The sequence below is a fragment of the Frankia sp. CcMO1 genome (assembly GCF_977945845.1).
In genome coordinates this window covers 1-13161 of record NZ_CDWTMG010000030.1, presented here as the reverse complement: position 1 = coordinate 13161, position 13161 = coordinate 1, and the positions used below count along the sequence as shown (strand labels likewise).

Annotated in this window: 13 protein-coding genes; 3 read left to right on the top strand and 10 right to left on the bottom strand. The window is 71.0% G+C overall.

Annotation, left to right across the window (positions count from 1 at the left end; genetic code table 11):
* Positions 1-19: 19 nt before the first annotated feature.
* The 4 genes from AC08OU_RS06515 to AC08OU_RS06500 all read right to left on the bottom strand — a co-directional run bounded on the left by AC08OU_RS06515 (position 20) and on the right by AC08OU_RS06500 (position 3443).
* Positions 20-472 (bottom strand): cupin domain-containing protein, encoded by a 453-nt coding sequence (locus AC08OU_RS06515; protein WP_476599365.1) that lies wholly within the window; start codon positions 470-472, stop codon positions 20-22.
* Positions 473-498: 26 nt separating this feature from the next.
* Positions 499-1683 carry an acetyl-CoA C-acetyltransferase gene (locus AC08OU_RS06510; RefSeq protein ID WP_476599367.1) on the bottom strand — a complete coding sequence of 395 codons (1185 nt, stop codon included), beginning with the start codon at positions 1681-1683 and terminating at the stop codon, positions 499-501.
* 213 nt (positions 1684-1896) lie between these two features.
* On the bottom strand, positions 1897-2889 hold the full coding sequence (locus AC08OU_RS06505) for an FG-GAP repeat domain-containing protein (RefSeq protein WP_476599369.1): 993 nt from the start codon (positions 2887-2889) through the stop codon (positions 1897-1899).
* On the bottom strand, positions 2886-3443 hold the full coding sequence (locus AC08OU_RS06500) for a SigE family RNA polymerase sigma factor (protein WP_476592799.1): 558 nt from the start codon (positions 3441-3443) through the stop codon (positions 2886-2888). Before AC08OU_RS06500 ends, AC08OU_RS06505 begins: the two co-directional genes overlap by 4 nt.
* A gap of 173 nt (positions 3444-3616) precedes the next feature.
* Between AC08OU_RS06500 and ccrA the strand changes: the two genes are divergently transcribed.
* A complete protein-coding gene (ccrA, locus tag AC08OU_RS06495; protein ID WP_462186809.1) occupies positions 3617-4966 on the top strand; it encodes a crotonyl-CoA carboxylase/reductase in 1350 nt (449 codons plus the stop codon).
* Positions 4967-5038: 72 nt separating this feature from the next.
* Positions 5039-5755, top strand: coding sequence for an ATP synthase F0 subunit B (locus AC08OU_RS06490; protein ID WP_476592801.1), 717 nt, complete (start codon positions 5039-5041; stop codon positions 5753-5755).
* Positions 5756-6083: 328 nt separating this feature from the next.
* Here the strand turns inward: AC08OU_RS06490 and AC08OU_RS06485 are convergent, their stop codons facing one another.
* From AC08OU_RS06485 to AC08OU_RS06465, 5 genes are all read right to left on the bottom strand, one after another.
* Positions 6084-6719 carry a YkvA family protein gene (locus AC08OU_RS06485; protein ID WP_476599371.1) on the bottom strand — a complete coding sequence of 212 codons (636 nt, stop codon included), beginning with the start codon at positions 6717-6719 and terminating at the stop codon, positions 6084-6086.
* A 104-nt stretch (positions 6720-6823) separates the two neighbouring features.
* Positions 6824-8671, bottom strand: a complete 1848-nt coding sequence (locus tag AC08OU_RS06480; protein ID WP_476599373.1) for a 3-hydroxyacyl-CoA dehydrogenase family protein — start codon at positions 8669-8671, stop codon at positions 6824-6826.
* Positions 8672-8897: 226 nt separating this feature from the next.
* Entirely contained in the window at positions 8898-9560 is a 663-nt protein-coding gene (gene nucS / locus AC08OU_RS06475; protein ID WP_462186814.1) for an endonuclease NucS, read from the bottom strand.
* 84 nt (positions 9561-9644) lie between these two features.
* A complete protein-coding gene (locus AC08OU_RS06470) occupies positions 9645-10304 on the bottom strand; it encodes a hypothetical protein (protein WP_476604498.1) in 660 nt (219 codons plus the stop codon).
* 225 nt (positions 10305-10529) lie between these two features.
* The gene (locus tag AC08OU_RS06465) at positions 10530-10895 is read right to left on the bottom strand and encodes an STAS domain-containing protein (protein WP_476591854.1); all 366 of its coding nucleotides are present in this window, start codon (positions 10893-10895) and stop codon (positions 10530-10532) included.
* Positions 10896-11211: 316 nt separating this feature from the next.
* Between AC08OU_RS06465 and AC08OU_RS06460 the strand changes: the two genes are divergently transcribed.
* Positions 11212-11598: a hypothetical protein gene (locus AC08OU_RS06460; protein WP_462186817.1), complete on the top strand. Its 387-nt coding sequence runs from the start codon at positions 11212-11214 to the stop codon at positions 11596-11598.
* 99 nt (positions 11599-11697) lie between these two features.
* Here AC08OU_RS06460 and murA read toward each other — a convergent pair whose 3' ends face one another.
* Positions 11698-12972 carry a UDP-N-acetylglucosamine 1-carboxyvinyltransferase gene (murA, locus tag AC08OU_RS06455; protein ID WP_476599377.1) on the bottom strand — a complete coding sequence of 425 codons (1275 nt, stop codon included), beginning with the start codon at positions 12970-12972 and terminating at the stop codon, positions 11698-11700.
* Between the last annotated feature and the right edge of the window lie 189 nt (positions 12973-13161).

Here is a 13161-nt window from a genome sequence, read left to right as displayed (position 1 = left end):
GGCCGCCCCGAACGGCGCTTTAGGCGGGGAAGAGCTCGAAGTCCAGAAAGTCGAAGCCAGGCGCCACCACGCAGCCGACCAGAACGTGCTGTCCGTCGCGCGGGGCCGCGGTCTGCCATTCGCCGGCCGGCACGACGAGCTGCGGCGCCTGGCCCGCGGCCAGATCGGGTCCGAGGATCCGCCGGTCGGCGGCGACCGGCACCCGGCCCGACCCGCCGAGGGTGAGATGGATGGCCCCACCACCCTGCCAGAGCCAGATCTCGGCCGAGGCCACCCGATGCCAGCGGGACACCTCTCCCGGACGCAGCAGGAACAGGATGGACGTCATGACGGGGCGCCTGCCGCCATGTGCATCGATCTGGTCTGGACTGGCCCAGGTCCGGCGGTACCAGCCGCCCTCGGGATGTGCTTCGAGACCGAGCTCCCGCACCAAGTCGCCGGCCGGCGTCGCGGGGTCGTCGATGCGGGTCATCCCGGGAGCCTCCCCGAGGCCGGCCGTCACGCTGGAACGCGCAGCACCAAGGCGTCTCCCTGGCCGCCGCCGCCGCAGAGACCGGCGGCGCCGATCCCGCCGCCGCGGCGCTTCAGCTCGTTGGCCAGGGTCAGGGCAATCCGGGCACCGGAGGCTCCGACGGGATGACCGATCGCGATCGCGCCGCCGTTGACGTTGGTGATCTCCGGGCCGATCCCGAGGTCGTGCATGGACTGGATGACGACCGCGGCGAAGGCCTCGTTGATCTCGACGAGGCCGAGATCGGCCGGGGTGAGCCGCTCCTTGGCCAGCGCCACGAGGATGGCGCGCGAAGGCTGGGAGTGCAGGGAGGTGTCCGGACCGGCCACGAAGCCGTGGTGACCGACCTCCGCGAGGATCGGCAGGCCGAGCTGTTCGGCCTTCGCCCGGCTCGCCACGATGACGGCGGCGGCGCCGTCGGAGATCGGCGACGACGAACCCGCGGTGATCGTGCCGTTACCGTCGAAGGCCGGCCGCAGCTTCGCGAGCACCTCGGCGGTGGTGTCGGGACGCACGCCCTCGTCCTGGTTGACGGCCAGCGGCTCGCCGCGGCGCTGCGGCACCGCGACCGGGACGATCTCGTCCTCGAACAGCCCGTTCTTGATGGCGGCGGCGGCCCGCTGATGCGACTGGGCGCCGAACTCGTCCTGCTCGGCCCGGCTGATGCCGAGCCCCGCGTTGTACCGCTCGGTGCTCGCCCCCATCGCGATCTGGTCGAAGGCGCAGAACAGCGCGTCGTGCTCGGTGGCGTCGAGCAGCTCGGCCCGGCCGTACTTCACCCCGGAGCGCAGCGAGCGCAGCAGGTGCGGGCCGCCGGTCATGGACTCCATCCCACCGGCGACGACAAGGTCGAACTCCCCGCTGGAGATGTACGTGTCGGCCAGGGCGATCGCATCAAGGCCGGACAGGCAGACCTTGTTGATCGTGATGGCGGGCACCGACAGCGGGATGCCGGCAGCGACCGCCGCCTGCCGGGCGGTGATCTGGCCCGCGCCGGCCTGGATCACATGCCCCATGATCACATAATCGACCGCGTCGCCGGACAGGCCGGCCCGCGCGAGGGCACCCGAGATCGCGATGCCACCGAGATCCGTCGCGGTGAAGCTCTTCAGCGCGCCCGACAGTCTCCCGAACGGTGTCCGCGCTCCAGCCACGATCACGGAACCAGGCATGGATGCCTCCTCATCTCCAGGAAGATCTTTGGGGCGGGCCGGGACGGCGCCGGCACACGGCCTGCGGTGGCGTCGTCTCGTGGCGGCAGCCCCGAGAACAGCCGTCCCTGACACGATAACGTGATCATTCCCGAGATGCCCGGCCACGATTCCGGTCCCCAAGGACAAAAACACGCTAGCCGGACCCGCGGGACGGCCAAGAGAAGCGGACCGTCAGGACAGCTGGCCGCAGGCTGCCACGAATGGCGAGGTGGCCGGGTCCGCCGGCAGGCGTACCTGGTCGGACCGGCTGTCCTGGGCGGCCAGGCCCTCCGGGGTCAGCGCCAGGATGGTCGTGGCCACGGTGAACAGCGAACCGTCGGTCGAGGTCCCGCTGTTGATCCGCAGGGCCCGGTCCATGCAGCGGAACCCGGCGCCGACGTTCCCCTGGACCCCGGCGGCGAGGGTGAGCTGAGCCGGCAGCTGGACGGGGGCCAGCGTGTCGAGGCTGGCGTAGCGCACCAGCGCGTAGTTGTCCATCCCGCTCCTCGACGTGGTCTGCACCAGGATCTCGCCGAACCCGTTGGCGTCGATGTCGACGACCGTGTGGTGCAGGGGCACCACGATCGCGCCCAGGTCGACCTGCCCGACAGTTCCGTCCCGGGAGAACACGACCTCGAGTTTGCTCCCGGTCACCCGCACCTGGTCAGAACGGCCGTCGCCGTCGACGTCGCCCGCCACCGCCGGCTTCACGACGGCCGTCGGCAGCTGGGGGCTGCCCTGGGTCGCCGTCGCCGGGCTGGCTGACGGGCCGGCCGTGACGGGCGGGGAGGGCACGCTGGTGGTCGGGAGGACGGTCGGCGAGGTAGTCGCCGACCAGGTCGCCGCTCCCCCTCCGGACCCATCGCCGGCCCTGGTGGAACGGCCGGTGCCGCCGGTCGAGGAGGCGACGGGTGTCCGGCTCGGCCCCGTCACGGGTGCGGTCACGAGCGGCGGGACGGCCGGCTCGACGAGCTCGTTGCTCGGCGGAGGGGGCCGCAGCGCCACCACGGCGAGCCCGATGAGCGCCGCCATGACCATCCCGCCCGCCGTCATCAGCGGCAGACGCCACCGGCGCCGACGGTCGATCCCGGCACGGATCTGCCGGTAGGCGTCCGGCGAGGGCCGGATGGGCTCCACCGCCTCGGTGAGCAGGCGGGCGAGCTCCTCCGGTTCCAGACCACTCACCGCAGGCCCTCCAGCTTGCCGCTCAACGCCGACAGCCCCCGGGAGGTGTACGCCTTGACGGAACCGACACTGCAGCCCATCACCGCCGCGGCGTCCGCCTCGGACATGTCGGCGTAGTACCGCAGCACCACCGCCTCCCGCTGCCGGCGGGGCAGCTCGCGCAACGCCTGGATGACCGCCGCCCGTTCGACGAGGGAGTAGGCGCCCTCCTCGGCGCTCGCGGCGTCGGGCATCGGCTTGGGAGCGTGTTTGAGAGCGACGAGTCGACGACGCAGTGTCGAACGTGCGAGGTTGACGACGGTCTGCCTGAGATAGGCCAAGGCCTTGTCCCGGTCCTGGAGCCGTCCCCAGGCCGCGTGGACGCGGATGTAGGCGTCCTGCACAACCTCCTCGCAGAGGCCGAGGTCGTCAAGTAGTAACGCTGCAAGACGAACTAATGACCGATAGTGTTCGGCGTACAACGCGGTCAGGGCGGCATCGGCGTCCCGCGCGACATCGCTACGGGCGGCGTCGCTCCGTGCAGGCACGGGCCGCCACCCTTCCACGACAGTCATGGGCGCGATCACACCCAGTTGGACGCGTACCGAGCACTCGAAGTTGTCCCAAAAGTTCTATCGCGTCGCGCACGAAACAGACAGCCTCCACATCCCGCGACCCCGCCTCCCACCTATCGGTAACATCTGCCGTCTATCCGCCACCAGCACCAGCGTCCTACCGGAGGCCGACCGTGAAGGACATTCTCGAAGCGATCATTGCCCAGAGCCCTCCGTCGCCCGCCCGGCGGGCGGAGTTCGCTTCCCTCCCGGTCCCCCAGTCCTACCGCGCCATGGTCGTGCGCCGGGACGAAATCGGGATGTTCGAGGGCGTGCCGTCCCGGGACAAGGACCCCCGTCGCTCCCTGCACGTGGACGACGTGCCGACCCCGGAGCTCGGTCCCGGCGAAGCCCTCGTCGCGGTCATGGCCTCTTCCGTGAACTACAACACGGTCTGGACGTCGATCTTCGAGCCGATCCCCACCTTCAACTTCCTCGAGCGCTACGGCCGAACCTCTCCGCTTGCATCCCGTCACGACCAGCCTTACCACGTCGTCGGCTCGGATCTGGCCGGAGTTGTGCTACGGACAGGGCCCGGCGTACAGGCCTGGTCCCCCGGGGACGAGGTCGTCGCCCACTGTCTGTCCGTGGAACTCGAACGTCCCGACGGCCACAACGACACGATGCTGGATCCCGAGCAACGAATCTGGGGATTTGAGACGAACTTTGGTGGACTCGCCGAGCTCGCCCTGGTCAAGACCAACCAGCTCATGCCGAAACCCGCGCACCTGACCTGGGAGGAGGCGGCCGCACCCGGTCTGGTCAACTCGACTGCGTACCGCCAACTGGTCTCGGTCAACGGCGCGAACATGAAACAGGGCGACGTCGTTCTCGTCTGGGGCGCGTCCGGGGGCCTGGGCTCCTACGCCACCCAGCTCGTGCTGCGTGGCGGGGCCATCCCGGTCTGCATCGTCTCCTCGCCGGAAAAAGCCGACATATGCCGCTCCCTCGGCGCCGAACTGATCATCGACCGCGCCGCCGAGGCCTATCGGTTCTGGAGCGACGAACACACCCAGAACCCCCAGGAATGGCAGCGGTTCGGCAAGCGCATCCGCGAGCTCACCGGCGGCGACGACCCCGACATCGTCCTCGAACACCCGGGCCGGGAGACCTTCGGCGCCTCCGTCTATGTGACCCGCCGCGGCGGAACCATCGCCACCTGCGCCTCCACCAGCGGTTTCCAGCACGAGTACGACAACCGGTACCTGTGGATGAACCTCAAGCGCATCGTCGGCTCGCACTTCGCCAACTACCGGGAGGCCTGGGAAGCCAACCGGCTCATCATGCGCGGGATGATCCATCCGACCCTGTCCCGGGTCTACCCGCTCACCGAAACGGGGCAGGCCGCCTACGACGTGCACCGCAACGTCCACCAGGGGAAGGTGGGCGTGCTGTGTCTCGCCCCGGCTGAGGGGCTGGGTGTCCGCGACGAGGCACTCCACTCCCGCCACCTGACCGCAATCAACCGGTTCCGCGGCGTATAAACCCGGAAATCGGCCAGGCCGACAGCCGGCTCCCCTCACGCTCACATTGACCGTCTGAGATGCTGAGGTCCTATGACCGAACACACCGATCTCATCCCAATGGCCGGCGAGACCGACGGGCCCCCCGCCTTTGATCTGGTGCGCCGTGGCTACGACCCCAATCAGGTCACCCATCACGTGAACTGGCTCGTCGAGCAGCTACGCGAGGCCGAGGCGCACCGGGCGGCGGCGGAGGCGGCCGCGTCGGAGGCGGCGACCGAGGCGGCCCGGGTACGCGACGATCTGGCCGCCAACCGTCCCGCCTGGGAGGAGTTCGGTGGCCGCGTTACCCAGATCCTCCAGCTCGCCGAGGAGGAGGCTGCCACCGTTCGGGCTGAACGCACCCGGGAGGCCGACGCCCAGCTCGAGGAGGCCCGCCGGATCGTCACCGAGGCCGAGCAGACCCGGGAGAAGACCCTGCGCGACGCCGACGAGCAGGCCGCGGCCATCGTCTCGACGGCCCGCGCGGAGGCCGAACGGATCGTCGAGGTCGCTCGGGCCACGGCCGCGCAGGCCGAGGACGACTCGAAGCGTCGGCTGGCCGACCTCGAGCGCCAGCGCGAGCAGGTGACCTCGCAACTTGCCACCCTGCGTGACCAGGTGACGGCCCAGCTGGGCGCGCTGCGCGACAAGCTGACCGCCGCCTCCGCGTCGATCGCCTCCATCGAGGCACCGCCGCCCGAGGAGCGTAAGGCGCTCGGCAGCGAGCCGAACGCGTTGCCCGCGGCAGCGAACTCCCGCGGGGTCTAGCCCGCACGGGAGACCGTCGTCCCGTGGGGTCAGCCATCACGGACGCGCGGCCGGGCCGCTCGGCACCGGCGTTCCCAACATGGCCGGTGCCAGTGTCGACGGTCCTCGATCCGCTCGGGCGGCCAGACCACCACGTGGGCGGTGCCCGGAGTGATCTCATAATCACAACCGGGACACCGGTAGACCTTGGTGGTCGCCGCGCCACTCGTCGGTCGCACCACCCACTCGCCGTCCCGCAGGACGACGACCGGATCCGGCGTCCACCAACAGACCGGGTGCCCGCGCTGCGCATCCGACGGCCGGGCCCGGCGCCGGCGTGCCTTCCTCGTCACCGCCCGCGAGCGGGTCTGCCCGATGCCCGGAACCGATCCCGCCGGGTGCGGGAACCCGAACCCCGGGTATCGCCGGCCGGCGGGCCCGCGACCCACTCGCCCCGGTCCACCACCTCGCCGTCAACGATCCGATGCCGGTCATCCGCCGCCGGCCCGGCCGAGGAGGCCGTCGCACGCCCGCCCGTCCCCGCCCCGAACCTCTCGCCCGTCCACCGCACCCGCCCGCCGACCCGCTCGAAGCCGGCCATCACGAGCGAGCGGGCGAGCTTGGCCTTGCGCACGGCCCCCGCCGGACTCGCCAGGGCGGACGACGCACTGATGAGCAGCTGGAAGCCGCGATCGCTGCCACGCCAGTGCTCACGCAGGATCGGCTCCCCGGCTCCGACAGCCAGCCGCCGGAAGGCGAACGCGATGACCGCGACGTCGTCGAGCTGACCCACCACCGGAATCGCGTTGGTCAGCCGGTTCTTCGGCGACACGAGGTACGCGAGCGCCGCGGCGGCCTCCACCTTCGCGGACTGCGGGACCCGCGGATCGGCGACGACCCGCCGCAGCAGCTGGACCAGATCGGGAAGGAACATCGTGACCTCCCGACCGAACGCTCGCATGGCGTCCCTGTCGAGCACGACCATCGCCGCTCCAGCCTCCTCCCGCGCGAATCGGGATTTCCCGCCGACCGTCGACATCTTAGTCCGCGCGGACAGAAACGATCTTGTGCTCAGCGCGGCGGGTGAGCTCAGCGCGGCGGATGGTCGAGGAACCCCCGGCCGGTCTTGCGTCCCAGGAACCCGGCCCGAACCAGCTGTTCGAGCAGGGGTGCCGGGGCGTAGCCGGGCTCGCGGAACTGCGCGTACAACGAACGCGTGATCGCGAGCGTGACGTCGAGGCCGACCACGTCGGCGAGCGCGAAGGGGCCCAGCGGATGGCCGCAACCGACCGTCATCGCCGTGTCGACGTCCTCGATCGTCGCGTAGTGCGCCTGGAGCATCTTCACCGCGTCGTTGAGATAGGGGAACAGCAGCACGTTGACGATGAACCCCGCCCGGTCGGCGCAGAGCACCGGATGCCGCCCGGCCACTCGGGACAGCGCCAGGACCGTGGCTGTCACGTCATCGCCGGTGAGCACCGTGGGCACCACCTCGATCAGCTTCATCGCCGGGGCCGGGTTGAACCAGTGCATACCGATGACGTCCTGCGGCCGGCTGGTGGCCGTGGCGCATTCGATGACCGGCAACGAGGACGTGGTAGTCGCCAGCACGGCGCCGGGCGCCGCGATCTTGTCCAGGTCGGCGAACAGCTCCCGCTTCACCGCCAGGTCCTCCACCACCGCCTCGAGCAGCAGGTCGCAGCGGCCGAGCTCACCCAGATCGGTCGTGCCGCGCACCCGAGCCAGGGCCGCCAGCCGGTCGGCGTCGGACAGCCGCCCCCTGGCCACCGACACCGACAACGACGACTCGATCTTCACGAGGGTGGCGGCGAGGGTGCGCTCGCTCCGGGCCCGCAGGAGGACGTCGTGCCCGGACCGGGCCAGCACCTCCGCGATGCCGCCCGCCATCGTGCCGCTCCCCACGACGCCGACCGAGCGCACCGGGCGGCCCCGCCTCGGGCGGTCGGCGAGCGGATCGACCGCGTCGACCACCTCGGAGGAGTCCGGTGCCGCGTAGGTGTAGAAACCACGACCGCTCTTGCGGCCCAGCAGGCCCGCGCGCACGAGCTGGCTCAGCAGCGGTGCCGGAGCGTGCAGGTGGTCACGGGACTGCCGGTACATCGAGTTGAGGATCTCGTGGGCGGCGTCCAGACCGATCAGATCGAGCAGGGCGAGCGGGCCCATCGGATGCCCGCACCCGAGCCGCATGGCCGCGTCGATGTCCTCCCGGGCCGCGTACCGGGCCTCGAGCATGCGCACGGCGTTGTTGAGATACCCGAACAGCAGCGCATTGACGATGAAGCCCGCCCGGTCCTCCGCGACGACCGCGGTCTTCCCCACGTCGTTGACCAGGCCGATGACCCCGGCCAGCACGGTCGGGTCGGTGACGACCGTGCGCACGACCTCCACCAGGCGCATCACCGGCGCCGGATTGAACCAGTGGGTGCCGAGCACCCGTTCCGGGCGGGCGGTGCCCGCCGCGAGTTCCGTCACCGACAGGGAGCTGGTGTTCGTCAGGAAGACGGTGGTCGGGGGGCAGATCTCGTCGAGTCGGGCGAAAAGCGCCTGTTTGGCGCTCATCCGCTCGTCGATCGCCTCGATCACCAGCTCGCAGTCGGCGACCGCCGCGAGCTCGGTGCCGAGACGCAGGCGGGCCAGTACGGCCTCCCTGGTCGCGTCGTCGATCTTGCCGTGGCGGCCCGCGCGGTCGAGGGAGTGCTCGACCCGGGCCCGGCTGCGGGCGAGCGCGTCGGCGTCACGCGCGATGCCGACGACCTCCAGACCGGCCTTCGCCAGCACCTCGGCGATGCCCGCGCCCATGGTGCCGAGCCCCACCACCCCGACCCGGCGGTGTCTCACAGCGTCGTCCCGGCTGTTCTCCGGCTTTTTCTCCGGGTTCGCGGCCGGCCCGGTTCCCGATGCGGGCCTCTCGATCATGCCCAGGCTCCTCTACTTCGGCACATCTACTTCGGCACACGGGCCCCGGGCGACAGGTAGGCGTCGCGGGCCGGGCGGTGTCAGACGGCGAACGCCGCGATCCTCCCATATTCTCGAGACGCCGGCCCATGATCGCACTGCGGGAACGGACCGGCCGCCGGCCGGGGACGCCGGCCGGGCGGCCGTCGCAGGTTCGGCGGACCGGGCGGGTTCGGCGGAATCGCTTTCAGAAAAGCGTCGGAATGGACGGTTCGAGGCCCCGCAGCTCGTCATAGTCGACGATGGCGCAGCCCAGCCCCCGGTCGGCCGCTAGCAGCCGAGCCTGCGGGGTGATGGACTGCGCCGCGAGAATGCCGCGCACGGGATGCGGCAACGCCGGGTCGGCCTCCAGGCGGACAAGGTACCGGGTCAGCTGCTCCACCCCGTCGATCTCACCCCTGCGTTTGATCTCGACGGCGACCGTTGAGCCGTCCGCGCCGCGGCACAGCAGGTCGACCGGCCCGATGCCGGTCTCGTACTCGCGGCGCACCAGGGTGAGTCCGGGCGCGATCGCGTCGGGCCGGTCGGCGAGCAGCACCTGCAGATGCGCCTCCACCCCGTCCTTGCGCAGACCGGGGTCGACGCCGAGGTCGTGCGTGGAATCGTGCAGCACCTGTTCGAGGGTGATGACGAGCTGCTCGGCCGCGCGGTTGGTGACCCGCCAGACCCCGTCCGCCTCGGCGATGACGCACGGGGGGCTCATCCAGTTGAGCGGCTTGTACGCCCGCCCGTCGGCGTGGATCGAGACGGATCCGTCCGCCTTGACGAGTACCAACCGGACGGCGCTCGGCAGATGTGCGGTGAGCCGACCGACGTAGTCCACGCTGCAGCGAGCGATGACGAGCCGCATGACGTCACGCTATCGCGGCCGTTGTCGAGGGCACAGACCGACCGTACGACGTCGAGGGTGCCCCGGAGACCATGGCGGTGCAGGTCACCCGGTGCAGGGCGGCGGGGAGACCTTCCACAGGGTGATCAGAGCGCGCGGAAGCACGTCACAGGCCCGCGGGCCGTTGCGGACAATCGTCCAGGGCCCAGCGCCGGTCCGCCGCCACACGTGCGGGTCGACCGGCGGCGTGGCCGGCCCCTGGACCTCGATGCGACCGATCGCCCAGTACTCGTCGTGCGCCGCGTCAACGCCCTCGACGGCGCCGAAGTACATCCCGTTCACGATCGTCACCTGCCGGGCGGAGATGGTGGAAGCGCCCCCGGCCGCCTTGATGGAGTCGGCGACCGTCCACGACAGCGCGAGCCGCAGGGCATCCGGATCAGGCTCGTCGAGGACCCGCATCTGATGGGCCGTGCCTGGTCGGCGCGCACCCTCCCACGGGGCGGTCCGCAACGCGGGGGTCAGCTCCGGGGCGGGCGAGGTGGCGGTCTGAGGCGCATGCACGGTGGCGGACTGCCGGTCCGCGGTCACGTAGCCGATGGCCACGCCGAGCAGGACCGCGACCACGAACGCCACCGGGACCAGGACCGACCGGTACTCGCGCACCCCGGCCAGCCCGGCCAGCCCGGCGGATCGCGCACTCCGATCGCCAACGGCATTCACCCGCGCGGGCACCTCCACGTCCTGCACGCCTCCGTCCGGCATCACACCCTGCCAAGAGCCGAGCCCGTCACCCGAAAGCAGTACCCGATCAGCAGGTACCCGGCAAGCATGCCGCATCGCGTGTCCGCCCGGCGCACGGGCGCGCCTGAGATGACGGTGCGCAGCCACCCTGGTTCGTTCCGCTCCGGGTGCCGTCCCGATCGGGACGGAGCCCTTCCTGACGGGCCTGGCGGGCGGTCGAACGGATGAGCCGCCCGGGCAGCCCGCTCAGGCGTGGCCGACGTGGACCAGGTCGGCGGCCTCCTCGAACCGCAGCAACCCACCCAGCCGGTCCGCCACGAGCAGGCGTTCAAGCGAGCTCGGCACATCGACCAGCACCATCGAACGGCCCGCGGCACGGGCTCGGCGAGCGCCGCCGAGCAGCACCCCCAGCGCGGCATGATCGCCGAGCTCCAGGCCCGCGACGTCGACGCGCAGCGGCCCGCTCCCATTGTCGATCGCCGCGTGCAGCAGGGAGCGTAGTGTCCCCACCGTCCGTACATCCACCCGGCCAACCACGCGGGCCGTCTGCGCGCAGCCGGCCCGCGTGTCCCCGGAGCACTCCAGACTCACCACGTTCACGCCGATGTTCATGTGATCTCCCGTCCCGGCCGTCCGACGCCCCCTCTGTCGTGACGCCGTTGCTACCAGCTATCCGCGCCGATCGCGGGTAGCACTCAGGTGCGGCTCGCCCAGGGCGGACCGCGACATACCCCCTCGTCTCCATCGGACTGTCGCCGTTCGGCCGCAGGGAGGTCGGGCCGGTTACCTCGATGGTGGCAGCAGTCGGCGGGCGATGTTTCCTCTGTCGGATTCCGTGGAGGTGCCGCGGCCCGAATCCATGTCCGCCGCGAGGATGTCTGGGACGATGCAAGGTGACGTCGAAGAGCGGCACGATCGGAGGTGCGGGATGACCGGAACGGCCGGGGCGTTTCTCCTCGAGCCGCTGATCGCGCTGCTGGCCGTCGGCCTGCTGATGGCGATCGGGCGCTGGGCTCATGCTCCGGCACGGCCGCGGCCTGCCGGTTCCGTCCCCGGCCACGACTTCGGTCTGCTCGTCCCGGTGGTCACCGTGGACACCCCCGCCGAGATCACTCGGCTCCGCGCGGCGCTGTGGGCGCGGGGCATCCGCTCGACCTGGGTCACGGCACCGGCCGGTCCGATCCGCATCGACGCCGCCGGGAATATCATCGCCCGGCCGCGGGACCGCCGCCACGTACTCGTGTTCGGCACGGACGCGAACCGAGCCGCCCGTGCCCTCGTGAACCTGCTCGGCTCGCGCCAGCCGCCCACCTGACCCCGCCGGCCGGGCCGGCGGATCACGAGGCCGGTGGGATCAGGCCGACGCCAGCGGGATCAGGCCGAGGCCGGTGAAATCAGGTCGAGACTGGTGAAATCAGGCTACGGCGCGGTCGGAGACCCGGCGGATGTTGGCGCCGAGGTCCGTCATGTTCTCGACAAACCGGGCGTATCCCCGGTCGATGTGGTGGACGTCGCTTACCTCGGTGACGCCGTCCGCAACCAGGCCGGCGAGCACGAGACCCGCGCCGGCCCGCACGTCGGAGGCCGTCACCCGGGTGCCGGACAGCCGCGGGGTTGGCCGGACGATGACGTGGTGGCCGTCCGTACGCAGGTCGGCGCCGAGTTTGTGCAGCTCGCGGCAGAAGACGAACCGGCTGTCGAAGACGTTCTCGGTGATCAGGGAGGTACCCCGGCTGACCGACTCCAACGCGATGATCTGCGGCAGCAGATCGGTCGGAAAGCCGGGGTACGGCAGCGTCACCACGTCGATCGACCGGGGCCGTCCCCGTCCGACGACCCGGAATCCGTCGTCCCGGACGTCGACCTCGGCACCGGCCTGCACCAACTTCTCCAGGACGATGCCGAGATGAGCGGCCTGACCGTGCCGGATTAGCACGTCGCCGCCGGTCATCAGGGCGCCGATGGCGTACGTGCCGGCAACGATGCGGTCCGGCACCGTCCGGTGTTCCACCGGGGTGAGGTGGTCGACCCCGTCGATGATCAGTGTCGACGATCCCGCGCCGTCGATGCGCCCGCCCATCGCTGTCAGCATCGCGCACAGGTCGGCGATCTCGGGTTCCTGGGCGGCATTGTCGATCACCGTCGTCCCCTTGGCGAGAACCCCGGCCATCAACAGGTTCTCGGTGGCGCCCACGCTGGGGAAGTCGAGCCAGATCGAGGCTCCCTGCAGCCGGCCGGAGCAGCGGGCGACGAGGACTCCGGACTCGACGTCGACCAGCGCACCGAGTTTGGTCAGGCCGTTGACATGAATGTCGAGCGCGCGCAATCCGATCGCGTCTCCACCGGGCAGGGCGACCCGCGCCTCCCCGCGGCGGGCGACCAGCGGACCGAGCACCGCCACCGACGCCCTGATCTGCCGCACCAGTTCACCATCGGCCGCGATGCCCGGAGCCTGGGGAACCTCAATGCTCAGCCGCCCGCCGGCGGCGTCCCGCTCGACGGTCGCACCGAGCCCCGCCAGTACCTTGGACATCACCGACACGTCCAAGATGTCGGGAACGGCGGACAGCATCGTCCGGCCCGCGGCCAGCAGGCTCGCGGCCATCAGCTTCAACACCGAGTTCTTCGCGCCCGGGACGGCGACCTCGCCGGCCAGCCGGGTACCGCCTGTCACAACGAAGCGCTCCACGAACCTCGATGCTAGGTCCTGGCCTGAAGATCTTCACCGCCACCCGCCGGACCGACCGGCGCAACCCTGCGCGGTCGCCTCATTTCGCTGCGTCGGACGGGAGGACGGACACCCCGTCGTGGGTGCGGATAAACGGCTCGAGCCGCTCGTCCCTTCGGCCTAGGGCCTGTTTGGGAAGTTTATCGGGGC